Genomic DNA, 25,134 nt, shown 5'->3' with positions numbered 1-25,134 from the left:
TCCTATCCTCGTAGGCATTTTAAGGTGTATAGATGGATGGCAGGTCTCCTGACTTATGACTATTGCTTCCTTGCGCCTTCCCATATGTTTACAGTGGCATCATTGCAAGAACAGCAGTCATTTACAGTGGCGGGACCGTGCTGGATTTTCACCAGCTTCCCTTTTAAGCTTAATGCAAAGCGCACCAAGCACCATCCTCTATCTTTTTCATTTTTCATCAACGTTGATTATACACTAAATTAAGCTGTCAAAGTTAGTTAACAGCAAGCATTTTTTTATTGAGCTCAACAGGTATCGGGCAATCAAGTTGGATTCCCTCCAGAGACAGCTTGCATGTATATGCCAACAGCCTCACACCAGCCTGTTCAGCATGGATGAGTGATTCTGCAAAGAAGGGGTCAATATGTGCTGCAGATGTAACTAAATCAACATCTTCCCGCTGGACAACAAATAATATAGCCGTATTCCATGTCCCTTCCTTCGCTATTGCTGCAAGCTCTTGAACATGCTTAGCCCCTCGTGCTGTTACAGCATCAGGAAACATTCCGATCTTCCCCTCTGCAAGTGTGACACTTTTCACTTCAAGCAAAAGCCCCTCGCCTTTTTCATTCTGCAGCATAAAATCCCATCTGGAATTGCCATAAGCAAACTCTGATTTCACCCATTTAAACGTGTTAAGCTCGGGAAGCGCACTGCTTTTCAACACTTTTTCAATCAGCTTGTTAGGAAATGTCGTATTAACAGATACAAATATCCCTTCATGCTCAACAAGCACGGCAGTCCATTTAGTTTTCCTGTTAGGATTTGTACTTGGGAGCACATATACGACCGTATCCTTGACTAACAGTTCCTTCAATCTGCCAGGATCAGCTAAATGAACAGTCTCGATAGAGTTTGTTTCTTCGTGCAGACATGTGAGAATAAAGCGATTTGGTCTTTCTTTAAACAGCATTCTGACAAGCGGCTGGGGAAAAGCTTCCGAAATCGAGTTGCTCAAAACTATTCACCACTTTCTAGCTAGTTAATGATAACCTCCCACTCTTTTGTTCTTTTATCATAAATTAGCTTTGCATCATAATTGCTTTGTTTGCTTTTTTTCTCATATTCTTCGTACATATTATCCATATTCAGATAATCACCGATGACCCAAATAGGGATTTCTATCCGAAGCCGGTTTTGGCTTGCCTTTTGAATGGAAATGACCATTCCTTCTTTCATTAAACCCTTTAAAAGCAGAACTCCTTGCTGACTCAGCGGTGTATATACCCGCTTCTTTTTTACCCCAAACAAAGTTTTGTCTGCCTTCAAACGGTTCAGTTTCTGTCCTAACACCTCACCGAAAAAGGAATAAAATACAGGAAGGTTTTTATAATATGTCTTATTGAACCAGCCGTCATCATGAGCTAAATACACAAACTGGTTGTTGAGATGCTGATAGAACGGCGCCCTTAAATGGTCTCTTTTATGAGCAAGATATAGTAGCTCCGCAATTGTTTGCCCATCAAGCACATCTAATGCCTCTGTCTCCTCAAAATCGATCCACGCAAAGTCACCGTAACCATAAACATCTTCTTTGGCAAGCTTTGCAATTTTTTGGTCAGAAACATATTCAAACATTGTGTGTGTATGTAATTCTCCGTCATCAAACTGATGCTTCATAAGTAAGATTGATGAAATCGATTCAGATAAAAATTGATAAAATTCGTAAAATTCAATTCCGTATGATAGGACGAATCGTTCCTTTTCATGAAGATGAATATACACTACATCCCGGATATCATGATTGCCTTTTTTCATAAAGTACCCCCCAAACCCTTTAAGCAAAAATAATAGATACTTTTTATCCCATTTAGTTTATCAAAAACAAACTTAAATAGCTTCTAAATGATTTATCGTCAAAAACAAATATGTAAACTGTCTCGGAGTATTTTAATTTCTCCCTGTATGCTTTCCTAATATACGTAGATTGATACAGCAGCAAGCCATTTTCCATTACATTATACAAGGTATCTGTGTTGTTTTATATAATTATCGAAGGAATATAAAAAATGATATATAGATGTAATTTTATTTTAAAAAACCGCCTCAATAAAAGAGACGGTTTTATGATGGGATACCCCTACACAATATTCGTTTTTTTCAATAATCTTTTTATGCTGCTATCTGCTTCCTTCAAAATGAGCGGTTTATCTATTGTTCGCATTATTTTATTTTCCATTACGATTCTGCCGTCAATTATTGTTGTTACTACATCAGCTCTTGTTGCTGAGTAGACAATCCTCGATATTGGATCTACATCATAAGAAGGATATGTGTGGAAGTTTTGTAAATTGAGAATGGCTATATCTGCTTTTTTCCCCACTTCAATGCTTCCGATTTCTTTCTCTAATCCTACTGCCTTTGCGCCGCCGATTGTCGCCATTCTAAATACTGTTCTTGCATCCATTGCTGTCGGACCATGAATTGGCTTTTGGATTAATGCAGCTAATCTCATTTCATTGAACATATCAAGATTATTATTGCATGGAGCTCCATCTGCACCAAGGCTTACTGAGGCATGATTACACAGGAGCTCAGGGGTATCTGCAATACCTGATGCCAGCTTTAGGTTAGAGCCTGGGCAGTGGCTTACATGAACTCCTTTTTCTTTTATAATCCTCTTTTCCTCTTCATCAAGCCAAATACAGTGAGCCAATATCAGCCGCTCATTGGCCAGGCCGAGATGATCAAGATAGACTACATTCCTCATTCCTGTTTCTTCTTGAACAATTTCAATTTCTGTTTTGTTTTCAGATGCGTGTGTGTGTACAAGCACATTATACTTATCTGAAAGCACCTTTACTTCTTTGAGGAGTTCCTCTGTACAGGACACAACAAATCTCGGTGAAAAGGCGTATTTTATTCTTCCTCCATCAAATTGATCCCACTTTTCCAATAAATCCACACTTCGCTGGATAGAGTCTGCCGTTTTTTCTTGCAGAGCCTTTGGCACCTCGCTGCCCTTATCCATCATCACCTTCCCTGAAACCGCCCTGATTCCGCTTTTGGCGATTGCCTGAAAAGCATAATCAGCATGATGAACGGTCTCCATATCGACAATTGTTGTTGTACCGCTTTCCATCAGCTCACCGATCCCCAGCATTGCTGAGTAATAAATTGAGTCCTCATCATGAGCAGCTTCTAGTGGCCAGATTCGTTTGCGCAGCCAATCCATCAGCTCTAAATCATCTCCCTTGCCCCTGAATAAGGTCTGGCATAAATGAATATGTGTTTGCACAAATCCTGGGATTACCGTATGTCCTGCCGCCTCTATTATTTTATCTGCAGTGCTAGCATCAATTTCTGGTCCAATTGCCTTGATAAGGTCATTTTCAATTAATATATCCCCGTTTACTATTTCTTCTTGCCCATTCATCGTTACGATTTGTGCATTCTTGATTAATATTGTCGTCATTGTCCTTTTCCCCCTATACACATAAAAAGCTACGAAAAAACAAGCTGAAAATGCCTGTTTTTTCGTAGCTAGAAATTTACGGTTTCTAAGTAGAGACCCTTAAACCAATTATTAAGGATATACGAAAGTAACATAATTAAATTAACTTTTATAAGATAATATTAACTCAATCTCATTTGACAGCAAGTTAATTGTCAGAAAACTTAACATACTTTTTACAACCCGATGGTAAAAAAATATCCATTTCATTCTTGTTGTTTATTTCATATAATAGTACAGGGTATAAACAACTATGACTTTGGCGGAAAGGAGTGGGAAGTATGATACAAAACATGTCAGACAATCAAATCACACTTCACATTATTAAAACACTGAAAGAAAATAAAAAAGCAGAATTTGAGACAATTGTTGATGAGCTTCAGCCATACGACATTGCTCAAATTTATGAATCACTCCCCGATAAGCATAGGACCCACTTTCTCCTTTATCTAAATACAGATTTGTTAGCAGACCTGCTCGAAGAGGTTAATAAAGAAGAGCAGCTTGATATATTGAATAAACTTGGCATTGAAAAGACAGGGAAGGTTCTTGATTTAATGGACAACGATGACCTCGCATCCCTTCTTAATGAACTTTCACCGGAAAAAACGGAACAATTGCTTTCGGGGATGAAAAAAGAAGAGTCCATCATCGTCCAAAACTTAATGAACTACCCGGATGAAACAGCCGGCCGACTAATGACGAACCGCTTTGTTTGGATACGCGATTATTATTCGACAAGAGAAGCAGTCGATAAGCTTAAGAGCTTTGCTGATTTTGCAGAAACATTAAGCTATCTTTATGTCATTGATCAAAAACGGAAATTAGTTGGAGTAGTATCTTACCGGGATTTATTAATTGCAGAGCCGCAGGATAAAATCAGGGACATTATGTATGAGCGGGTAATCAGTGTTTCTGTTGCTGAGGACCAAGAGCAAGTTGCTCATATCATCCAGAAATATGATTTCTTAGCCATTCCTGTTGTTGATGATGAAAACATGCTGATGGGTATTGTTACCGTCGATGATATTATTGACGTTGTTATCCAGGAAGCTGATGAAGATATTCAAAAATTATCTGCCGGCGGTAAGGATATAGACTTCGATACGAAAGCTCATGTTGCAGCATATCGCAGACTGCCTTGGCTTATTTTGCTCCTGTTTATCGGCATAGTGTCAGGCAGCATTATCAGTTCTTATGAGGATATTCTCAGTAAAGCTGTAGCGTTGTCCTTTTTCATGCCGATGATTTCCGGAATGACCGGTAATACTGGCACACAATCGCTTGCGGTTATCGTTCGCGGATTAATTTCTAATACAATTAATAAAAAGATTGTTACTAAGGTAATTTTCAGGGAATTGCTTGTCGGCCTTATAATTGGAGCAACATGTGGCATAATCATCACATTAATAGCATATGTATGGCAAGGAGATCCTGTCTTAGGATTTGTGGTTGGATGCTCCCTTTTCTTTACACTTATTATCGGAACACTGTCTGGTACAATTATTCCGCTGATTTTGTATCGCTTTAAGATTGATCCGGCAGTAGCTTCAGGTCCACTTATTACTACATTAAATGATATTTTTTCTTTGTTTATTTATTTTGGCATCGCAAGTGCCTTCCTCAAACATATTATGTAAAGCCAGACGCTTCATTAGAATGACTTCCCAATTTCTAATGAGGCGTTATTTTTTTCACTTAAGCAAAAGTTAAATATTTTTTGCCAATATAAAAAAATGGAAACTATTAGTCCCTTGTAACCGTCTTAATAATTGCAATTCATTTCCAGTTATTTATAAGGAGTTTTGCTTATGAGAGGAAGAAACAACAGTGTTTCAGATAAAGTTGATTGGACATTATGTTTGCTGCTGCTGCTGTTTTGTTTGACAAGCTGTGTGTCGATATACAGTGCAGACAAAGATTATCTGCCCTCACAAATTATGTGGTATGTGATCGGCTCGGTCGCTATCGCTGTTATTACTTGCTTTGATAATGACCAGTTGAGGAAGCTGACGTGGATTTTATACGGAATCGGAATCGCCCTTCTTCTAGGACTCGTTTTTGCACCGATCACCGATTTCACTCCAGAACGAAACGGCGCTCAAAGCTGGTATGTCATCCCATCTGTTGGCAGCATCCAGCCTTCGGAATATATGAAAGTATTCACGATTATGGCATTATCAAAGGTTATCCATGACCATCATGAAAAGACAGTTTATACTTCATTAAAAACAGACCTTATCCTTTTATGTAAAATAGGCCTTACGGCAGGAATTCCAATAGGACTTGTTATTGTACAAGACTTTGGAACGACATTAGTTTTAATTGCCATCGTCGCAGGGATGGTTCTTGTTTCAGGCATTACCTGGAAGATCATTATTCCGTTATACAGCTCCATTATTTCCTTCGGGGCGCTTGTGATGTATTTAGCTGTTTTCGGCAGAAGCCTGCTCGCTAAATACTTAAGCATCGACCAGTATCAGTTTGCCAGAATTGACTCTTGGCTTGATCCTGTTGAAGCAGGAGATTCCGGTCTCCAGCTCGTCTGGTCTCTGCAGGCAATAGGCTCAGGTCTTATTTCAGGAAAGGGCTATGGGAACGTTGAGGTTTATATCCCCGAAAGGCATACAGATTTTGTGTTTACTATTATTGGAGAGGAATATGGCTTTGTGGGTGGAAGCATCCTAATTATTCTATATTTCCTGCTTATATATCATTTAATCAGAACTGCCTTTCTATCTAATGATCCTTACAGCATTTATATATGTGTCGGTGTCATTAGCATGATTGCGTTCCATGTATTTGAGAACATTGGGATGACAATCCAGCTCCTTCCTATTACAGGTATTCCGCTTCCCTTTATCAGCTATGGAGGAAGCTCGCTAATGACGAATATGATGGCAATGGGGCTAATCTTCAGCATTCGCTATCATCATCGCAGCTATATGTTCTCTCCCTCTCTTTCCATATAATAGAAAGCAAAAAAAGCAGCAAATCATTCATTGCTGCTTTTTTGCTTGTTTAAATCCTAGCAGCAACCGGGTATAGTTTTCTAACAGCTGCAGAAAATAATGGTGATATTTGAAAGTTATTTGAACTTATGTGTTTTACACTAGTTTTCCACATGTTTCCTGTATATGATAGTAGTAGAAAGAATCATCAGTAAATTGAAATCAAAACTAAATTAAAATAATTATAATTAAGTATTGATTTTAAATTAAAACTTGTTATAATTAAAGTATGATAAATCGAAGGGAGCTAATCAAAATGGGATTACAAACTAAAGTTGAATTACAAAAAGAATTAAATGTACAAGTAGCAAACTGGAGCGTGCTTTACACAAAACTTCACCAGCATCACTGGTATGTAAAAGGACCTTTCTTCTTTACATTACATGAAAAATTTGAAGAGCTCTACGACGAAGCGGCAGAAGTTGTAGATGAACTTGCAGAACGTTTATTGGCAATCGGTGGAAAGCCTGTTTCCACATTAAAAGAATTTATGGAAACTTCTACACTATCAGAAAGCACAGAAAAATTATCAGCAACTGAAATGGTGAAATCTCTTGTAGAAGATTACAGCCACATCAATACACAACTTAGAGCATTAGCGGGACATGCTGACGAGCTTGACGATACTGTGACACATGATATCGCAATTGGATTAACAGAAAAAATCGAGAAGCATCTATGGATGCTTACAGCATACTTATCTGAATAAAAAATAAGGCATCCTTTCAAAGGATGCCTTTTCTCATGTTAACTTTGGCTTCAGCATTTTAATATGTCCAGGAAGAACCTTCAGTTCACTTGGTGTTTTTGTGTAAACCTCGCCATCCATATCCACATCCACAAAATGCTCAGAGCTTATTTTAATATGTTTCCCTCTTATATACACAACCTCCTCCATAAACGCCTTATCTGTTTCGAAGTCAATTTTCCGCAAGTCATTTAACTCTTTTACTAGCTGAAAATTTGTATTCCTGACAAGGAAAACATCAACCATTCCATCATTATAGGAAATGGAGAATGGCAATCGTTTCCCCCCAATATAGTTACCATTCACTACTATTGCCAAAACAGCCTTTTCACGTATTTCCTTGCCGTCTATATTCATGACAAGCTCTTTCGGCTCTGTGTTTTGGATGGTTCTAATAGCACTTAGAACATAACTCGCCTTTCCAAGAACGTTTTTCTCCTCTTCCCTAATATTATTTGATGTTTCAGCAACAATGCCTATCCCCCAAAAATTCAAGAAGTAAGCAGAATCAGTTTGAACAATATCAACAGCTTCTTCTTCTCCATTAGAAACAAGCTCCTTGGCTGCTTTTTGCAAATTTTGCTGTATATTTAAAGTCCGGCTGAAATCATTGCATGTCCCCCCTGGCAAGACAGTCAGCACAGGTCGTTTCTGTAAGCCGGCCAGTCCATTTATGCATTCGTGGATAGTTCCATCTCCACCAAGAACAATTACAAGATCTACCTTCTCTCCATACTCTCTGCATATTTCTGCAGCATGCTTTGGCCGGCTCGTTTTAAAAACATGCAATTGATCTATTTCATTTGCAAACACAGGTAAACAGCTTTGAAGCTGTACATCCGTTTCCTTTTTGCCTGCATTGCCATTATAAATAAAAAGGGCATTTTTATATTTCATAGTTTCTATGCATCCTCCTTCTTTTTATACCCTTTACCCATAAAGTACATAAAAGCTAACTTGTCTCTGCATAACTTTGGAAATATCTAGCATTATGATAAAATATAGTCCAAATACAAAAGCAGCGGAGGAACTTATGTGAAAAAACAATTTGTGGTGATTGGACTAGGGAATTTTGGCGGGAGTCTTGTTAAAGAATTTCACGAGGCTGGAACAGAGGTATTGGCAATTGATCAAAGCCTGGAAAGGGTCGAAAAATACCGCCCGTTTGCCACGCACTGTGTACAGGTCAACAATATGAGCGAGGCAACGCTGACAACTCTTGGAATCCGCAACATGGATCATGCTTTTGTTGCTTTGGGAGATGACATTGAGTCGAGCGTACTTACAACCTTGATTTTAAAAGAAATGGGCATGAAGCAAGTTTGGGTTAAAGCAGCAGATACTTATCATAAAAGAGTTCTAGAAAAGATAGGAGCAGACCGAGTCATCCATCCAGAAAGGGATATGGCTAAAAGAATCGCCCATCATGTTATCTCTGAAAAAATGATTGATTATATTGAGCTGTCAGATAAACACGGCATTGTAGAATTAGCTGCCACAGAGAAAGTACACCAGCAAACACTTCTTGAATTAAATGTTCGAGCAAATTTCGGCTGTACGATAATCGGCATTCAACGAAAGGGCGATACAATCGTCTCCCCTTCTGCCGAAGAGAAAATTTATAAAGGCGATACACTGATTGTCATCGGCAGCAATGAAGATATTTACCGATTCGAAGAAGATGGATTATAAGCAAGCGGAGAAAATCCGCTTTTTTTTATGCAGCTAGAATGCAGACCTTCTCTGTTTCCACTCCAATTTCAGCTAACCTTCCTTCTAACTTTTTAGTTTATTCTCAAATCTGACGGGTAATAAGGACAATAAGTCATGACAAGGAGGAATAATATGATAAATAACAGTGGAAATTGGAATGGATGGAACAACTACTTAGACAGATTGCCAGATTTTCTCTTGGCAGTGGTCGTATTAATCCTCGGTTGGATTATCGCAAAAATCATTGAGAAAGCCATTTATAAAGGACTTCAGAAAACAAAGCTCGATGATAAAATTTTTCCTGAAGGAAAACCAAAAAAGTACTCTTCTGAAAAAATTATCAGTAAAATAATATTTTACATTCTACTTGTGTATGTATTCAGTCTCTTCTTTAACATCTTGAATTTAACTGTTATTACATCACCATTAGTATCAATGCTCTCATCTATTTTTGGAGCAATCCCTAATATTCTAAAAGCTGCCATCATTCTATTGGTTGCATGGCTGGTTGCTTCTGGCTTAAAGTACTTGATTAAAAAGTCAGGGAACACATTGAAAGTCCATGAGAAACTTAACAAATGGAAATTACTAGACAACAATCAACAGCAGCCTAACCTGATAGACAAGATTGCGAATATCGTCTTTTATTTTGTACTACTTCTTTTCTTGCCTGCGGTTTTAGGCGCACTTGATTTATACGGGGTTTCAGAACCATTTGCTAACATGCTTCAAAATATTCTTGCATTCCTGCCTAAGCTTCTTGCAGCAGCGTTGATTGTTTTAGTCGGTTATTTTGCAGCAAAAATCGTCCGCACAATCATTACAAGCTTCCTGCAAAGCGTCGGTTTAGAATCATTGGCTAACCGCTTTGGAATGGCGAAGTTATTTGAAAAAACATCCCTATCTACTATAGTAGGTAATATCGTATTTATCTTCATTATGATTCCTGTCGTTATTTCTGCATTAGAGAAACTGGATATAGACGGAATCTCCCAGCCTGCAGTAAGCATGCTGAATGATGTACTGACAATGATTCCAAACATTGCTGTGGCAATCTTCCTTGTATTGCTGGGCGTATGGATTGGTAAATGGATTAAACAAATCGTCTCATCCCTATTATCTGGCTTAGGAATCGATTCTTATGTCCATAAGATAGGAATTGCACCTTCTACAAGCATTGCCAACCTGATTGGTTCAATTGCACAAATTTTAGTTGTTTTCTTGATGGCAGTCCAAGCATTAAATCTGCTCGGCCTTGAGTTCTTAGTTACATTATCAACGGCTGTTGTGGCTTACTTGCCGCAAGTCATTGCCGCTGTTGTAATTATTGGTGTAGGTTTGTGGCTCGGAGTTCTTGTGAAAAACACACTTGCAGGACTACTTCATGGAGCGGCATTTAGACTGCTTCCTTCCATAGCGAAGTACTCTATTATTGCCATTACAATCTTTATGGCATTAGATCAATTAGGTGTTGCTTCTTCTATTGTTACAGCTGCATTCACTCTTATCCTTGGTGGTCTAGCTCTTGCATTCGGACTAGCCTTCGGTCTTGGCGGAAAAGATTTTGCTGCTAAGAGATTAAGAAAGCTTGATGCAAAGATGGATGAATCAGGAATCAATAAGAATCAAGATGACAGCAGTATGTAATAAGCTTATATGTAAAGAAACTCCGCAATTTGCTTGCGGAGTTTTTTTCAATCATCTGAAAAAACCGTCATTTCTTATAAGTTATTAGTTGATATGAAACCAATTTCATAGTTTATGCTTAACTAAACGGCGGAGCTTTTCAGCGTTATATGCGTGAATTTTGCATAGCGTGATGGTCAGCTGCTCCGCTGCTTATTCTTACGGCAAGTCTGTATCAAGCAATTCATAACCGTCTACCAATGTGGACAACGGCACGATTTCGGCATCTTTTTGGTATAACGGAATATATTGTTTCAGCACAGATACAACAGCAGGACCGGAAATGCCTACATGGCCGATTGCAATATACTCGTCCTTCTTATTAAGGTTCTTAACAAGACTTGTTGCCTGCTTTTGGATATGCTGGTTAGAATAAATGTGATCGAAGAACATATTGTTCTCCAAATAAGGCACTTGCAATTCCTCTGCCAGTTTTTTTACGACGCTCTTCCCTGTCGTTTTGCTGTCGAGATAAAATAAATCGTGTTTTTTACACTCTTCTAATATTATCCTCATCACTCTTTCATCCTCTGTAGCCTTTGAACCCATATGATGATTCATCCCAACTGCATAAGGAATACTTTCAATGGCGGAGACAACTCTTTTTCTAATTTCTTCATCGCTTAAATTCGTTGTGATTGCTCCAGGACCAAGCCAGCTTTTTTTACCTTGCTTAGGCTCTAACGGCATATGAATGATAACATCATGCCCCTTTTTGTGAGCTTTAATGGCATCCTCTTTGCTCGTCGGCATAAATGGCATAATTGCCGCAGTGATTGGCACAGGCAGATTCAGCATCTCTTCTGTTCCCTTCATATTGTTGCCGAAATCATCAATGACAATCGCAAGCTCTTTTTTTGCCTGCTGCTTTTCACCCTCCGCATATGCAGTCACACAGGAAAAGGTGAGCAAACAAAAAAGTAATAATGTTTTTCTCATAAAAACACCTCGCTTTTTTCCTTAGTATTTTCTTCTAATCCAGACTTCATCCACTTATTTACTTCCATAAAAAAATGACTTGGCATAAAGCCAAGTCACTATTTGCGATGCATTTTGAATTCCAGGAACAGATCATTATACTCAGCTAAAGACCGCTGCCCAAGATTCTCATACACCTCAAGTTTCGATGTCATTTCCTCATCTAAATAAAAGCGTTTATCAGAAGTAATTTCTTCCGGCAAGTATTGCATTGCCGCTTTATTTGGCGTCGAATAGCCAACATACTCTGTGTTTTGTGCTGCATTTTTTGCATCAAGCATAAAATTGATAAACTGATGAGCACCATCAATATTTTTTGCTGTTTTCGGAATAACCATATTATCAAACCAAAGATTAGAGCCTTCCTGTGGAACCACATATTCTACCTCTTCATTTTCCCACATGATTTCAGCTGCCATGCCTGACCATAGTACGCCAATCGCTGCTTCTTCGTTTTCTATAAGCATACGAATTTCGTCCCCAACTATTGCTTTAACATTAGGAGTCAGCGTATCCAGCTTCTCCTTCGCTTCCCGCAAATGCTTATGATCTTTGTCATTAAGAGAATAGTTTAAGCTGTTAAGGCTCATCCCCATTATTTCTCTTGCTCCATCTATAAGCATGATTTGGTTTTTCAAGTCACTATCCCATAAGTCATTCCAGGAAGTTATCTTTTTCCCTCCGAGCATTTCGGGATTATACACTATACCTACTGTTCCCCAAAAATAAGGGATGGAATATTTATTATCCGGATCAAATGATAAATTCATGAATCTGCTGTCAATATTTTTGAGATTCGGTAACTTTGTATGATCAATCGAGAGAAGGAGATTCTCCTCTTTCATTTTATCAATCATATATTCAGAAGGGATGGCAATATCATAATTCGTGCCGCCCTGTTCTATTTTAGTCATCATCGCTTCATTTGAATCAAATGTCTCATATATAACCTTTATTCCTGTCTCTTTTTCAAACTTATCGATAAGGTCCGCATCGATATAATCTCCCCAGTTATAGACCGTTATCGTATTTCCACCCGCATACCCTCTGCTGCTGTTCACTTGATGAACAACTGCCATTAGGATAGCTGATAAGATGAGAGCTGCTGTCAGCCCTCTTATTAGCCCCTTCATTTGCTCACCCCCGGTTTATGCCTTCTGACTGTTCGCTTCGCAACGAAATAGTAGCCGATGACAAGCAGCAGTGTAATAAAGAATAGCAAAGCAGAAAGTGCGTTGATATTAAGCGAAATTCCTCTTCTTGCCAATGAATATATTTCTACAGATAAAGTAGAAAAACCATTGCCTGTCACAAAGAAGGTAACTGCAAAATCGTCCAAAGAATAGGTTAGCGCCATAAAAAATCCAGCATAGATACCTGGAGCAATATATGGCAGAATAACCTTCGACAGAACTTCCTTCCAGCCTGCGCCAAGGTCAAAAGCTGCATCCATTAAGGTTGGGCTCATTTCCTGAAGCTTTGGCAGCACCATTATTACCACTATCGGAATAGAAAAGGCAATATGCGACAAGAGAACAGATACAAAACCGAGTTTTATTCCTAAAATAGTAAAGAAAATCAGAAACGATGCACCAATGATAACATCAGGACTTACAATCAAAACATTATTTAAGGACAACACCGTATTCCTTAATCGTTTTCTTCTCATCATGGAAAGACTGATTGCTCCAAACACACCGATAATGGTCGCAATCGATGCTGACAGCAGTGCGACAATTATCGTGTTCAGTACAATCACAAGCAGCCTTGTGTCTTGAAACAGCTCTTTGTACCACTTCCAAGTGAAGCTTTGGAAATCATGCATTGTACCACCGCTGTTAAAGGAATAAAAAATCAAATAAAAGATTGGGGCATATAGAAGAATAAAAATGAAAACTAAATATAGTACAGATACTTTCGATAATTTATTCATCTTATCCCCCTCTCTTTCTTGCTACCTGTTAGCATCATAATCACAATCATGATAATAATCAGGAAAACAGCTATTGTAGAACCCATTCCCCAGTCTTGTGTGATTAAGAAATGCTGTTCAATGGCTGTTCCAAGCGTGATGACTCTGTTGCCGGCAATCAATCTTGTAATCATAAACAGAGATAATGCTGGAATAAAAACAGCCTGGCAGCCTGACTTGACCCCATCTATTGTTAATGGAAATATTACCTTTGAGAACGTCGTCCAGCTCGATGCACCTAAATCTTTTGACGCATCTACAAGACTAGGATTCAACTTTTCTAGTGCATTAAAGATTGGTAATATCATAAACGGAATAAAGATATACACACTGACAAACAGGAAGCTGAAATCTGTAAACAGAATTTGCTGTTTACCAATTCCTAAGAAGTCCAGCACCTCGTTTGCTGCACCATATGTTCCGAAAATCCCTAAAAATGCGTAAGCCTTTAAAAGCAGGTTAATCCATGAAGGCAGTATAATAAGGAGCAGCCATAATTGCTTATGCTTAGTCTTCGTTAATATATATGCTGTTGGATAAGCGATAATCAAGGAGAAAAAAGTGATCAAAAACGCATACCAAAAGGAGTTTAACGTCATTTTCAAGTAAACAGGTGTAAAAAACTTTTCGTAGTTACTGAATGTCAGCTGATCTTCAATATCAAAAAAAGAATAATAAACAATCAGCACCACAGGAGCAATTACAAACAACGCAATCCATAAGTAGTAGGGAATCGTATACCAATTTGCCTTATTTTTCATCATTTGCACCTTCATATGCCTCAAGGCGTCTGTCAAACTCTTCTTCTGTTTCTCCTATTCTCATGACATGAATTGCCTCTTTTTCAAAATCAAGACCAATTTCTTCCCCTACAACAACTTTTTTAGTGGAATGAACAAGCCACTCATTGCCATCCTCATCATATCCGCAAATTTCATAATGAACTCCCCTAAACAGCTGGGAATCTACCTTTACTTTAAGCTTTCCTGCATCTGGTGAAGTAATGTTTAAATCCTCTGGACGGATAACAACCTCCACCGCTTCATTATGGTTAAAGCCTTGGTCGACACATTCAAATGTTTTGCTTGCAAAATGAACGACAAAGTCTTTCTCCATTCTCGCTGAGACTATATTGGATTCTCCAATAAAATCAGCGACAAAACGATTAATCGGCTCATCATAAATATCCGTAGGTGTGCCGCTTTGTTCGATTTTGCCTTTATTTAAGACAAATATTTCATCTGACATTGCTAATGCCTCTTCCTGGTCATGTGTGACAAAGATAAACGTAATCCCAAGCCTTTGCTGAAGTTCTCTCAGCTCATACTGCATTTCTGTGCGCAGCTTTAAATCCAATGCAGAAAGAGGCTCATCAAGAAGAATTATTTCCGGTTCATTTACAATAGCTCTCGCAATGGCCACACGCTGCTTTTGGCCACCTGACATTTCACTTATTTCCCTATTCTCATAGGAATCTAAATTGACAAACCGTAATGCGTCCTTTACTCGCTTCTCTATTTCCTGCTTTTTCAGCTTTTTAATGCGCAAACCGAAGGCAACATTTTCAAAAACATTTAAATGAGGAAATAACGCATAATCTTGAAACACCGTATTTACTTGTCGTTTATTCGCTGGAATTTTATTGATAACTTTATCATTAAAGTAAATATTCCCCTCAGTCGGCTCCATAAAGCCTGCGATAAGGCGCAGAATTGTTGTTTTTCCGCAGCCTGAAGGTCCAAGCAGTGTATAGAATTTGCCTCGTTCTATTTCAAAGCTGACATTCTCTAGCACAGTCGTATTTTGGTCATAGGCTTTTGTTACATTTTCAAACCTTATAATAGATTCACCTGGCATGATATTCTCCTTTTCTCCTAAATTTATAAGTAAGAATCAGTTGCTACAAGCAGCAGTGAGGACTTACCATCAGCGATGTTAAAGAACTGGTGCTCCTCTGTCGCATGGAAATAGATGGACTCCCCTTGTCTTGCTCTGTATTCTTGTTTTCCGAGCTTTAACAGCACTTCCCCTTCCAAAACGAAGGCATATGTTTCAGACAGGGAAGGCTCAAACTTTTTAAATTCACCTTTTTTACTAAAGCTAAGCTTTATTGGCTCCATTTCCTTTTCATTGGATTCCGGTACTAGCCATTGAATATGATAGCCTTTTTCTTCATCAAAAAAGTCTGTTACATCCTCTTCTGTATAAACAACCTTCTGCTTCCTCTCTTCATCATCAAAAAATTCTTTTGGAGAACAGCCTAGCACTTCCAAAATATCAAAGAATGTTTCAATAGAAGGAGAGCTTAAATCTCGTTCGAGCTGTGATATATAACCTTTGCTTAAATCTGTCCTTTCCCCAAGCTCTTCCTGGGTCAGACCCTTTTTCAAACGCAAGTTCTTTATCTTTTTACCTATTTCCATATTTTTAACCTACTTTTTTGTTTAGAAATAGTAAACTCAAAGTCATAAAAGTTTACTGAAACTAAACTTTAAGTTTAATTTTACTCCGTTCATTATACAATAATTTGAATGGACTGCAATCCTATTTTAAAAAAACATCCAACATATAAAAAAATGGAGGACTTTGCTTTCGCAAAATCCTCCCACATTGAATAGAAACTTATTCTTCCTCCATTAACGGTCTATACTTTCCATTCTCCACTTTTTCTATTTTCCCGAAATGTATAAGCTTTTTAAGTGAAGCATTACAGTAAGCAGAAGCATCATACGAATCCCTGCCAACTCTTATCCCAATCTCGGTAGGACCTATTCCAGCTTCCTCGTTCTTTTCCTTATACAAATCACACAAAGCGTTGTATATATTCTGATCTTTTTCGGTAATTCGTAGTTTGGAATATTGTTTCAAAATGTATTCCTCCTAATGCTTCTCCCTTATTCGATAATTTATCTAAGCTGACTTCTGTTCATTTCTCTAACCAAAAATGAATGAAAGACAGACCCCTGTAAAATAAGAATACTAATCATTAACGAAAATAACATTCATTTATGCATATTTTTTACAAAAATAGATATTAGGGTTGATAATCTGATTTGTTAATAGGTATTTCATATCATTTCAATATATAGAACACAGGTATAATAGTCTTAATATTTAGTCAATAAATAGCATTAAACTACGCAAATCACTCACTGTTTCTCCTTCCAAATACTCCCTTTATTAAAAAACTGCTTATTCTCTGCCGGTTTATAGTACATTTATCATTTGTTTTAATTTTGCATAAAAATACAATTTTCCACTATAAACCATAGAGAAGACGCTGCTCTTTAAAGCAGCGTCTATAGCTCTGTATTGTAGAATATCGTTATTTAATTCTCTCGTGCTTCTTTGCCTCGATGGTGATGCCCCATCATAGGTCCTTCATGAAATGGCAGCAGCTTAAGCTTTTTCACTTCTTCTGGGTAACTAATCATCATTTCCTTCAACAGTTCTTTCGGTGTTTTATCCTTCGTTTCAATGCCAAGCTCCTTAGCGGCATTTGTAATCTGGACTTCTCTGACTTCATTTGCAAGAGCTCTTAAATCCTTACCCTCTGTTTTAATGTTCATTTTTTTTGCCTCTGACAGTATTAATTGTTCTCTGACTTCTTTACTGAGCTGCTCAAGTGTTTTACCTTCTGTCTTAATATTTAATTCCTTCGCCTTTTGCTTAATCTTGGCTTCGTATAACTCTTTCATCAACGTGCGTGGATCTTTGCCCTCTGTGCTGATTCCCAGCTTTTTAGCTTCATCCTGCAGTCTTTTTTCATGAACCTCTGCAGCAATCTGCTTCATGTCTTTTCCGTCTGTTTTAATACCAAGCTTACTTGCCTCTTTTTTAATTAAAACCTCATGAATTTCCTTTTTTAGCGCTTCTCCGTCTTTCCCGTCTGTTTTTATTCCTAAGCTCTCAGCCATCTTCTTAATGAAGGCTTGGTCCTCCTCAGGCGCCTGATGGTTTATCGGCGGGTTCTCCGGAGCTGCTTTTGCTGTATGTAAAAAGCTAGGCATCATAAAACTAAGTGTTAACAATCCAACTACCAGTATTTTTTTCACATTGCTTCCTCCTTTATTTTCCTTCCCTCCTATCTTTTCCTTCGTTTCATAATTTATGTAAATTTTTATTGTAAATTAACTTGAAGAAAACAGACATTATTTTTATGATGATCCCGTAAGTTAGAATTAGACTTCCATCCATTCTTTTGCTATTTTACTTATATGGTTTTTCGACTATAAAAGGACAATAATGGAGTTGATTAAATACATGAGCAAGTACAATCAATCATATGTAATAACGATGCAGGATATCGTAAGAGAAGGTGATGATATCCTCAGAGAGAAAATGCCTGAACTTTCACTGCCGCCAACCGAGGAGGATAAGCAAGAGCTTCTGTGCATGCTGCAATACTTAAAAAACAGCCAGGATCCTAGCCTTGCTAAAAAGTATAAGCTTCGTCCCGGTGTCGGCATCTCCGCAAATCAAATCGGGCTTAACAAAAGGATGTTTGCGGCCTTTATTAAAGGTGAAAATGGCAATAACTTTGAGCATATGCTAATCAATCCAAAAATCATCAGCCACTCTGCAAGCATGATATACCTGCCTGACAGCGAAGGATGTCTCTCTATTGACAGACCTGTCATTGGCTATGTGCCCCGTTTTAAAAGAATTACAGTGAAGGCTTATGATATTAACGGGAAAGAAGTAAAAATTAAACTGAAAGACTATGAAGCAATTGTATTTCAGCATGAAATCGATCATTTAAACGGTATATTGTTTCCGGACCATATTAACAGCACTAATCCATTTCAGCTTCCAGATATGGATATCAATCCTCTTTAAGCATAAAAAAGCGACTTTCCCTTTTACAGGAAAGTCGCTTTTTTCATTAGCTTGCACTTGTTGTGCTAGCAGTATCCAAGTTGTTCTTGATGTCGTAGTCAGCTTTTACTTCTTCCAACCATGTGCTGTATTCTGTGTTCATTTTGCTCTCGAACACTGTATCTTTAATTTCATCTTTATGATCGTCCAATTTAGCTTCTACTGCATCTTTATGGCCTGTTACTTTAATGATGTGCCAGCCGTTTGTTGTTTCAACTGGATCACTGATTTCATCTACATCCATAGCGAAAGCAGCTTTTTCAAACTCTTCAACCATTTGGCCAGATGAGAAGTATCCTAGCTCACCGCCGTTTTCTTTTGTTGCTGTATCAGTTGAGTATTCTTTTGCAAGATCAGCGAAATCTTCACCGTCATCAAGCTTTTGCTTCACTTCTTTTGCTGTTTTTTCGTCAGCAACTAGAATATGACTTGCTTCTACTTGCTCAGGAGTGTCAAAGCTTGCTTTGTTTTCATCAAAGTAAGCCTGGATTTCATCATCCGTAACTTCGATTCTTGGCTCAAGCAATTTTTTGATTTTCAAATAGCGCAACAGCTCTTCTTCGATATCTGCTTTAGATGCACCGTTCGCTTCTAATGCAGCATTGAAAGCATCTTCGCCGCCTGAAGATTCAATAAGCTCGTTAAGCTCGTCCTCTTGTTCTTTATCCGTTACCTTAACTTTTTCTTTTTCCGCTTCTAAATCAACTACTTTATTAGCAATTAAAGTCTCAAGGATAGATGTCCCGTATTGCTTATTCAACGCCTCGTTTAAGTCATCTTGCGTGATTTTTTCTCCATCGATAGATGCTACTGTGTTATTCTTCTGAACTAGAATAACAGCAACAACGATCAACGCTATTAGTACTACTGCTAAAATGGGTAAAATAATCTTTTTGTTTTTCATCCTGTGTCCTCTCTAAACTATATTTTAATAAACTAAAACTATCATAATAGATATGACAATTCCACTGCCACATAAAATACATCATACCATAAAAATATTACAAAAATATTAACAAAAATAGAAATCCCATCTGATTTTTAGTAATTTTACCAGATGGGATTTTTAGTATGAAACAAGCCTCTTAATTAGTGCTGCTGCTGTTGCTCGTTAAAGTCAGCTCTACTGTCTTCTTACTGCCATCATTATATACGACCATTTTTACTTTATCGCCGATATCCACTTTCGTATATAGATATTTTCTCAAGTCAGAAGACCCTTCTAGTTCAGTTCCGTTTATGGAGACAATTACATCTTGTACTTCAAGACCTGCTTTAGCTGCCGCAGAGTTAGAATCAATATTTGTTACCATAACTCCTTTTGTTACAGAGTCAGGAAGGTCCTGCAAGTACATCTGCGGAACTTCTTCTAAGCTTGCCAGTCCGACACCGATATATGGACGCTCTACCTCGCCATTTTCAATGATTTCATTGACGATTGGAAGCAAATCATTACTTGGTATTGCAAAGCCAAGCCCCTCTACTCCATCCTCTGAGATTTTCAAGCTGTTGATGCCGACAACCTCGCCTGCAGAGTTAATCAAGGCACCTCCGCTGTTCCCTGGGTTTATCGCCGCATCTGTCTGAATTACGTTAAACTCCCAGTCACCAGCAGATGTGTTAACAGTAATACTTCTGTCCACCGCACTTACAATACCTTGTGTAACTGTTCTCGATAAATCAAGGCCAAGTGGGTTACCGATTGCCCAAACTTGATCACCTGGGCGCAGTGTAGTGGAATCCCCAAAATTAATTACATCCGTAGCATACTTCGCATCAATTCTGACAACAGCCAAGTCAGTAAGGGCATCTGCACCGATTAATTTCCCTTCTGTCTTATCACCGTTATACAGTGAGATCTCTAATGAATTCGCACCTTCTATCACGTGATTGTTTGTAGCAATGTACGCATATTTATCATCCTTTTTAAAGATGATTCCAGAGCCTGACCCTGATTCGACGTCAGTGGACGTGCTTTGGGAAAATTGGCTCGTTGTTTGTTGCTGAACATTCACAATTCCAACAATTGCCTTAGAAGAGGACTCAACCATATCTGCAATGGACGTTGAACTGTCAGAAGTTTGGGCTGATGTAGTCTGTGCTGTTATATTATTAGAGCTAGAGCTGCTATTGCCAACTTTACTACTTAATTCCTCTACCTGTTGTTCCAGCTTTTCATACTGCCCATCAAGCAAATTCGTATGTGGAACAGCAACAAATGTCAATGCAGACCCGACAACACCGGCTGCCAGCAAGGAAAAGAACCCTTTCCATTTAGGACTGCCTGCTGACGGCCGCTCCTTGCTTCTTTTGCCAGAAGGCTCTTCAGCTTTTGCAGCTGCTGCCATTGTTTGCTGAACGTGAATCTGCTTTTGGGCTGCAAGTCTTTCCTCCTCGGCGTCACTTGCCATTTTTTCATATTCACGAGCTATCGCATCTGCCTTATCGAAGTCGGACATACCTGTATTTTGGCTGTCATCCTCCTGATTCTCTGATTTTACTATTGGATTTTCTTCCAGCTTGTTTAAATCAACTGCTTCATCATTCGCTTTGTCTTCTTCCTTTCTTGCCGTAAACTCAGCATTGTTTGTGAGCTCTTTTTGCATTTCAACATTTTGTTCTTCGTTCACACTCTCATTTTTGCTTTCAAAGTCCTGTTCTCCGTTCATATTCTCTTTGTTTTTTTCAAACTCATTCATCGTTTTATACCTCCTATAATAATTACCAACTATGCATCATCTATAAGAAGAAATTAATTATTGTTTTGATTTCATGTTTATATAATAAAACTTATATATGAATAAATTATTAACAAAGTTTTAATAGACCTAGAAAAATTAAGGACGAAATAGAGAATTTCCACCTACTGTTGCTGCAGATAGTAAAAAAGCTCTGATTACGCTAAGCATAAACCTTACTACCCAGCATAATCAGAAGCATCTCTCCTATTTAAATATTGGAAAATAAATCGTAAATCTCGTTCCTGCTCCTTTTTGGCTGCTTACTTCAATTTTCCCATTATGGAACTGTACAAGCTGTTTTACAATCGATAACCCTAACCCAAACTCTCCGTATGGATTATTCGTTCTTGAAATATCAGCCTTATAAAACCTCTTCCAAATATTTTCAATTTCTGCTGGGTCCATTCCAATACCTGTATCTTTGATTTCTATTATTGTATAACTTTCATCCGTTCTGCCTCTTAACCAAATTTCGCCGGCATCTGTAAACTGAATACTATTCTTCGTGATATTCATAATAATTTGAATCAGTCTGTCATAATCGGCATAAATATAAATATCATCCGCCACATCGACATTGATTGCCAAATTTTTCTCGACTGCCTGTGTATAAAGCTGTTCTTGAATAATCTCCAGAACTTCTCCAAGCTGAATTGTTTCCTTCATCAGCACTATCTGGTTGGAGCGAATTTTATCATAATCCAAATTCTCATTCACAAGCCTAATAAGCCTTTTCGTTTCCTGACTCACAAGAGTAATCCCTTTTCCTTTTTCTGCTTCAGGTATCATATTATTATTGAGTCCTTCGATAACACCGCTGATGGTTGTTAGCGGTGTTTTCAATTCATGAGATACATCTGACATGAACTGTCTTCGTCGATTTTCTAAGGCATCTATCTCTTCCTTTGAAATACGCAGACGATCAACCATGGAATTAAAGTCACTCGCTAATTCGCCAATCTCATCAAAGTTCGAGGAGTGAACTCTGACACTGTAGTCTCCAACAGCAACAAGACTTGTTGCTTCCTGCAGCTTTTTAATCCTTCTCACGTGAATTCTCGACAACAATATACTTAACAGCAATGCTACTCCAAATGCAAAAAACACAGAATACACAAGATATTTATTTATTTCATTTATAAGCTGCTTCGAATCACTTAAAGGAGCGGTCAGCAATATTCCACCTTCCACCTCTCCGTTCACACTATAAGGAATAGCAACAAGGGTAACTTCTTGATTGCCCCGTCGTGTACTGCTTTTAATTACTTTATTGTTCTCTCCGTCTTTAATGGCATTCCATTCTTCATCCGTTATATTAATTCTTTTGCCGACAGATGCAATGACATTTTGCTGTGTATCAAAAATCCCGAATGTTACGCCCCTGCTTTTGAGCACATCTGCGTAATTCAGCAGTGTTTCCTGAGCGGAGGTCTGCATTTGGTTTCCTTGAATATCTGTCAGGATGTTGATGCCATAATCATAAAGCTCCTGTCCTTTAATGGTGAGCACGACCTTCTCTACAAAATGAGTGGAGGCAATGCTTACAACTAAAAACGCAACTACTATGACACTGATATGGCTGATCAGCTGCTGGTATAAATACTTAATTCTCATTCATTACCACCGTTTCATCGTATTTATAGCCTACTCCCCACACAGTGTGAAAGAATGGCTGATTATCACGGCCGATTTTCCGTCTCAGCCTTTTAATATGAACATCTACTGTACGATCATCTCCGTAAAATTGAAAGCCCCACACTTGTTCAAGGATTTGATCTCTTGAAAACACTTGTTTTGGATGCTGTGCAAAAAACGATAGAAGGTCAAACTCTTTAGGAGTAAGATTAGGAATAAGCTTGTCTGAAATATATACTTCCCGTGTTTCCTTATTAATCTTAATGATACTCGTTTCTAACGCTTCTTCCAAACTATTTTTATCCTTTACCTGTCTTCTGATTATTGCTTTCATTCTCGCAGTCAGCGCCAACGGACTGAACGGCTTAGTGACATAATCGTCAGCGCCCATCTCAAGACCAAGAACTTGATCAGATTCTGTATCCTTTGCTGTTAACATTATAATCGGCACATTTTGGTCCACTTCTCTAATTTTCCGACAAACTGTTATTCCGTCCATTCCCGGCAGCATCCAATCCAAAATAACCATATCATATTCATTATTTATAAAATGTTTATATCCTTCTAATCCATCATGAAGAAATACTCCATTGAATCCTTCTTTCCCAAAAAACATCTCTAACATAGAGCAAACACCAATATTATCTTCTACAACTAAAACTTTCATATTTGCTGCCCTCCGCCTCTTGCTTTTGTATTTATTAAACCTGCTTTCCTTCCTCTATGCAACAGTTCTTGAACATGTTTAAATGAATGTTAATGGGTTAGCAATAATTTGTTCATAATTTCAAAATTATGCTTAAGCTTTATAATAAAAGGAAACAACAAAGGAGCTGATGTTTATGCTTATCCATTTAAATCAAGCAGATGAATTAGCTGCAGGAGCTATTCATAAATTACAAAAGCTTTCCTATCAAGTGGAGGCTGATCTTATTGAATATGATGATCTGCCTCCATTAAAGGAGAGCCTCTTTCATATTCAGAACAGCTGTGAAGTGTTTATCGGCTGGAAGGTTAATAAAGAATTGGTTGGTGTTCTTTCTTACGAGGAAACAGAGAATATCCTTCTCATCAGCAGACTCATTGTTCACCCTGCCTATTTTCAGCAAGGCGTAGCTTCAAGACTTCAAAGCAGCCTGTTGGAAAAACGGGGGAAACCAGTTCATGTATGCACTGCTGCGAAGAATACGCCAGCAGTCCGGCTTTACCAAAAATGGGGTTTTGAAATAACGAAGACATTTACACCTGCAGGCGGCCCTGTTCTCGTCCAGCTTGAGATAAAATAATAAAAAGCCTCAGGGAAAAGGGTTTTCCCTGGAGGCTTTTCCTGTTCATTATTTATTTATGCTTTCTTTCCATACACGGCTTGCCAGCAGTATTCCGCCTGTTATACCTGCATTGTCGCCAAGGCCCGGTCTCACAATATAATTGTCTATATCTGAGGAGACTTGGGGAAATTCGATATAGCCATTCAAAAGCTCCTTGAGATTGCGGTTAATATGTGACAAAACATGCTCCTGGTTCATAACCCCGCCACCGAGGATGATTTTTTTCGGTGACAGTATTAATATATATTGCATAAGTGCTTGAGCAATATAATATCCTTCTATTTCCCAGACCTTGTCATTATCGCTTAATTCTATTGCTTTTTTGCCCCATCTTTCTTCAATAGCAGGTCCTGCAGCTAATCCTTCAAGGCAATCTCCATGATAAGGACATCTTCCCTTATAGTTATCTTCAGGATGTCTCCTCACTAGGATGTGACCCATTTCAGGATGTGTTAAACCTTGGAGTAGCTCTCCTTGAACTATTGCTCCTGCACCTATTCCGGTTCCTACAGTTATATAGAGACAGCTGTCAAGTCCCTTAGCTGCTCCAAGAACTGCTTCTCCTAAGGCTGCAATGTTTACATCCGTATTGAAGCCCATTGGAATGGAAAATTCCTTCTTAAGCGCATTTAGTAATGGGTAATCTCTCCAAGCAAGCTTAGGAGTTGTCGTGATGTTGCCATATGTCGGACTATTATTATCTACATCAATTGGTCCGAAAGAGCCGATGCCGATTGCTTCCACTTTATGCTTTTTAAAAAAAGCAATTACCTCTGGCATCGTTTCTTCTGGAGTAGTAGTAGGTATTGAGATACGTTCCTTAATTTCTCCTGTTTCCGTTCCCGCCGCACATACAAATTTTGTTCCGCCAGCCTCCACTGCACCGAATAATTTCATGCATTTTCTCCCCCTTTTCATAATCAGTAAGAACGCTTTCAATATTTTCTCTTA

At 38.3% G+C, this 25,134-nt stretch carries 24 protein-coding genes and 2 riboswitches; of the genes, 7 read left to right on the top strand and 17 right to left on the bottom strand.

The window, feature by feature from the left end:
* Positions 1 to 21 precede the first annotated feature (21 nt).
* Positions 22 to 210: riboswitch (cobalamin riboswitch) on the bottom strand.
* A gap of 43 nt (positions 211 to 253) precedes the next feature.
* The 3 genes from sfsA to ACLIJJ_RS23360 form a co-directional block, all read right to left on the bottom strand.
* Positions 254 to 997 carry a DNA/RNA nuclease SfsA gene (gene sfsA, locus ACLIJJ_RS23370; protein WP_411411773.1) on the bottom strand — a complete coding sequence of 248 codons (744 nt, stop codon included), beginning with the start codon at positions 995 to 997 and terminating at the stop codon, positions 254 to 256.
* A 20-nt stretch (positions 998 to 1,017) separates the two neighbouring features.
* On the bottom strand, positions 1,018 to 1,797 hold the full coding sequence (locus tag ACLIJJ_RS23365) for a hypothetical protein (protein WP_233316909.1): 780 nt from the start codon (positions 1,795 to 1,797) through the stop codon (positions 1,018 to 1,020).
* Positions 1,798 to 2,119: 322 nt separating this feature from the next.
* A complete protein-coding gene (locus tag ACLIJJ_RS23360) occupies positions 2,120 to 3,454 on the bottom strand; it encodes a 5'-deoxyadenosine deaminase (RefSeq protein ID WP_411229931.1) in 1,335 nt (444 codons plus the stop codon).
* Between the two features lie 45 nt (positions 3,455 to 3,499).
* Positions 3,500 to 3,599, bottom strand: a riboswitch (purine riboswitch).
* 175 nt (positions 3,600 to 3,774) lie between these two features.
* On the opposite strand from ACLIJJ_RS23360, the gene mgtE reads away from it, so the two are divergent.
* From mgtE to ACLIJJ_RS23345, 3 genes are all read left to right on the top strand, one after another.
* On the top strand, positions 3,775 to 5,133 hold the full coding sequence (gene mgtE / locus ACLIJJ_RS23355; protein ID WP_233316907.1) for a magnesium transporter: 1,359 nt from the start codon (positions 3,775 to 3,777) through the stop codon (positions 5,131 to 5,133).
* A 171-nt stretch (positions 5,134 to 5,304) separates the two neighbouring features.
* Positions 5,305 to 6,465: an FtsW/RodA/SpoVE family cell cycle protein gene (locus ACLIJJ_RS23350; RefSeq protein ID WP_233316906.1), complete on the top strand. Its 1,161-nt coding sequence runs from the start codon at positions 5,305 to 5,307 to the stop codon at positions 6,463 to 6,465.
* 295 nt (positions 6,466 to 6,760) lie between these two features.
* Entirely contained in the window at positions 6,761 to 7,213 is a 453-nt protein-coding gene (locus ACLIJJ_RS23345; protein WP_233316905.1) for a Dps family protein, read from the top strand.
* A gap of 33 nt (positions 7,214 to 7,246) precedes the next feature.
* Here the strand turns inward: ACLIJJ_RS23345 and ACLIJJ_RS23340 are convergent, their stop codons facing one another.
* The gene (locus ACLIJJ_RS23340) at positions 7,247 to 8,149 is read right to left on the bottom strand and encodes a YegS/Rv2252/BmrU family lipid kinase (RefSeq protein WP_233316904.1); all 903 of its coding nucleotides are present in this window, start codon (positions 8,147 to 8,149) and stop codon (positions 7,247 to 7,249) included.
* Positions 8,150 to 8,287: 138 nt separating this feature from the next.
* On the opposite strand from ACLIJJ_RS23340, the gene ACLIJJ_RS23335 reads away from it, so the two are divergent.
* Together ACLIJJ_RS23335 and ACLIJJ_RS23330 are read left to right on the top strand one after the other, a co-directional pair.
* Entirely contained in the window at positions 8,288 to 8,944 is a 657-nt protein-coding gene (locus ACLIJJ_RS23335) for a potassium channel family protein (protein WP_233316903.1), read from the top strand.
* 153 nt (positions 8,945 to 9,097) lie between these two features.
* Positions 9,098 to 10,612 (top strand): mechanosensitive ion channel, encoded by a 1,515-nt coding sequence (locus ACLIJJ_RS23330; protein ID WP_233316902.1) that lies wholly within the window; start codon positions 9,098 to 9,100, stop codon positions 10,610 to 10,612.
* Between the two features lie 198 nt (positions 10,613 to 10,810).
* Here the strand turns inward: ACLIJJ_RS23330 and ACLIJJ_RS23325 are convergent, their stop codons facing one another.
* The 8 genes from ACLIJJ_RS23325 to ACLIJJ_RS23290 all read right to left on the bottom strand — a co-directional run bounded on the left by ACLIJJ_RS23325 (position 10,811) and on the right by ACLIJJ_RS23290 (position 17,656).
* Positions 10,811 to 11,590 carry a divergent polysaccharide deacetylase family protein gene (locus ACLIJJ_RS23325; protein WP_233316901.1) on the bottom strand — a complete coding sequence of 260 codons (780 nt, stop codon included), beginning with the start codon at positions 11,588 to 11,590 and terminating at the stop codon, positions 10,811 to 10,813.
* Between the two features lie 98 nt (positions 11,591 to 11,688).
* On the bottom strand, positions 11,689 to 12,762 hold the full coding sequence (locus ACLIJJ_RS23320) for an ABC transporter substrate-binding protein (protein ID WP_411411772.1): 1,074 nt from the start codon (positions 12,760 to 12,762) through the stop codon (positions 11,689 to 11,691).
* On the bottom strand, positions 12,759 to 13,562 hold the full coding sequence (locus ACLIJJ_RS23315; RefSeq protein ID WP_233316899.1) for an ABC transporter permease: 804 nt from the start codon (positions 13,560 to 13,562) through the stop codon (positions 12,759 to 12,761). Before ACLIJJ_RS23315 ends, ACLIJJ_RS23320 begins: the two co-directional genes overlap by 4 nt.
* On the bottom strand, positions 13,559 to 14,362 hold the full coding sequence (locus tag ACLIJJ_RS23310) for an ABC transporter permease (protein WP_233316942.1): 804 nt from the start codon (positions 14,360 to 14,362) through the stop codon (positions 13,559 to 13,561). Before ACLIJJ_RS23310 ends, ACLIJJ_RS23315 begins: the two co-directional genes overlap by 4 nt.
* Positions 14,352 to 15,458 carry an ABC transporter ATP-binding protein gene (locus tag ACLIJJ_RS23305; RefSeq protein ID WP_233316898.1) on the bottom strand — a complete coding sequence of 369 codons (1,107 nt, stop codon included), beginning with the start codon at positions 15,456 to 15,458 and terminating at the stop codon, positions 14,352 to 14,354. The genes ACLIJJ_RS23310 and ACLIJJ_RS23305 overlap by 11 nt, the downstream gene beginning before the upstream one ends.
* A 23-nt stretch (positions 15,459 to 15,481) precedes the next feature.
* Complete coding sequence (locus ACLIJJ_RS23300) at positions 15,482 to 16,024, bottom strand: helix-turn-helix domain-containing protein (RefSeq protein WP_233316897.1); 543 nt, start codon at positions 16,022 to 16,024, stop codon at positions 15,482 to 15,484.
* A 199-nt stretch (positions 16,025 to 16,223) separates the two neighbouring features.
* Entirely contained in the window at positions 16,224 to 16,469 is a 246-nt protein-coding gene (locus ACLIJJ_RS23295; protein WP_233316896.1) for a hypothetical protein, read from the bottom strand.
* Positions 16,470 to 16,930: 461 nt separating this feature from the next.
* Positions 16,931 to 17,656: a hypothetical protein gene (locus ACLIJJ_RS23290; protein WP_411411771.1), complete on the bottom strand. Its 726-nt coding sequence runs from the start codon at positions 17,654 to 17,656 to the stop codon at positions 16,931 to 16,933.
* A 208-nt stretch (positions 17,657 to 17,864) separates the two neighbouring features.
* Between ACLIJJ_RS23290 and def the strand changes: the two genes are divergently transcribed.
* Positions 17,865 to 18,440, top strand: a complete 576-nt coding sequence (gene def / locus ACLIJJ_RS23285) for a peptide deformylase (RefSeq protein ID WP_233316894.1) — start codon at positions 17,865 to 17,867, stop codon at positions 18,438 to 18,440.
* 46 nt (positions 18,441 to 18,486) lie between these two features.
* On the opposite strand, the gene ACLIJJ_RS23280 is transcribed toward def, so the two are convergent.
* The 4 genes from ACLIJJ_RS23280 to ACLIJJ_RS23265 form a co-directional block, all read right to left on the bottom strand.
* Entirely contained in the window at positions 18,487 to 19,383 is an 897-nt protein-coding gene (locus ACLIJJ_RS23280) for a peptidylprolyl isomerase (RefSeq protein WP_233316893.1), read from the bottom strand.
* 181 nt (positions 19,384 to 19,564) lie between these two features.
* On the bottom strand, positions 19,565 to 21,178 hold the full coding sequence (locus ACLIJJ_RS23275) for a trypsin-like peptidase domain-containing protein (RefSeq protein WP_411411770.1): 1,614 nt from the start codon (positions 21,176 to 21,178) through the stop codon (positions 19,565 to 19,567).
* Positions 21,179 to 21,424: 246 nt separating this feature from the next.
* Positions 21,425 to 22,834 (bottom strand): sensor histidine kinase, encoded by a 1,410-nt coding sequence (locus tag ACLIJJ_RS23270; RefSeq protein ID WP_233316892.1) that lies wholly within the window; start codon positions 22,832 to 22,834, stop codon positions 21,425 to 21,427.
* Positions 22,824 to 23,522: a response regulator transcription factor gene (locus ACLIJJ_RS23265; protein ID WP_233316891.1), complete on the bottom strand. Its 699-nt coding sequence runs from the start codon at positions 23,520 to 23,522 to the stop codon at positions 22,824 to 22,826. Before ACLIJJ_RS23265 ends, ACLIJJ_RS23270 begins: the two co-directional genes overlap by 11 nt.
* Before the next feature lie 175 nt (positions 23,523 to 23,697).
* Between ACLIJJ_RS23265 and ACLIJJ_RS23260 the strand changes: the two genes are divergently transcribed.
* Positions 23,698 to 24,141, top strand: a complete 444-nt coding sequence (locus ACLIJJ_RS23260; RefSeq protein WP_411411769.1) for a GNAT family N-acetyltransferase — start codon at positions 23,698 to 23,700, stop codon at positions 24,139 to 24,141.
* Positions 24,142 to 24,189: 48 nt separating this feature from the next.
* Here ACLIJJ_RS23260 and ACLIJJ_RS23255 read toward each other — a convergent pair whose 3' ends face one another.
* A complete protein-coding gene (locus tag ACLIJJ_RS23255) occupies positions 24,190 to 25,080 on the bottom strand; it encodes an ROK family protein (protein ID WP_233316889.1) in 891 nt (296 codons plus the stop codon).
* Positions 25,081 to 25,134: the final 54 nt, after the last annotated feature.

The organism is Niallia laureatilytica (assembly GCF_046613985.1).
GTDB lineage: Bacteria > Bacillota > Bacilli > Bacillales > Cytobacillaceae > Niallia.
This window is presented reverse-complemented; position numbering and strand designations above follow the sequence as displayed.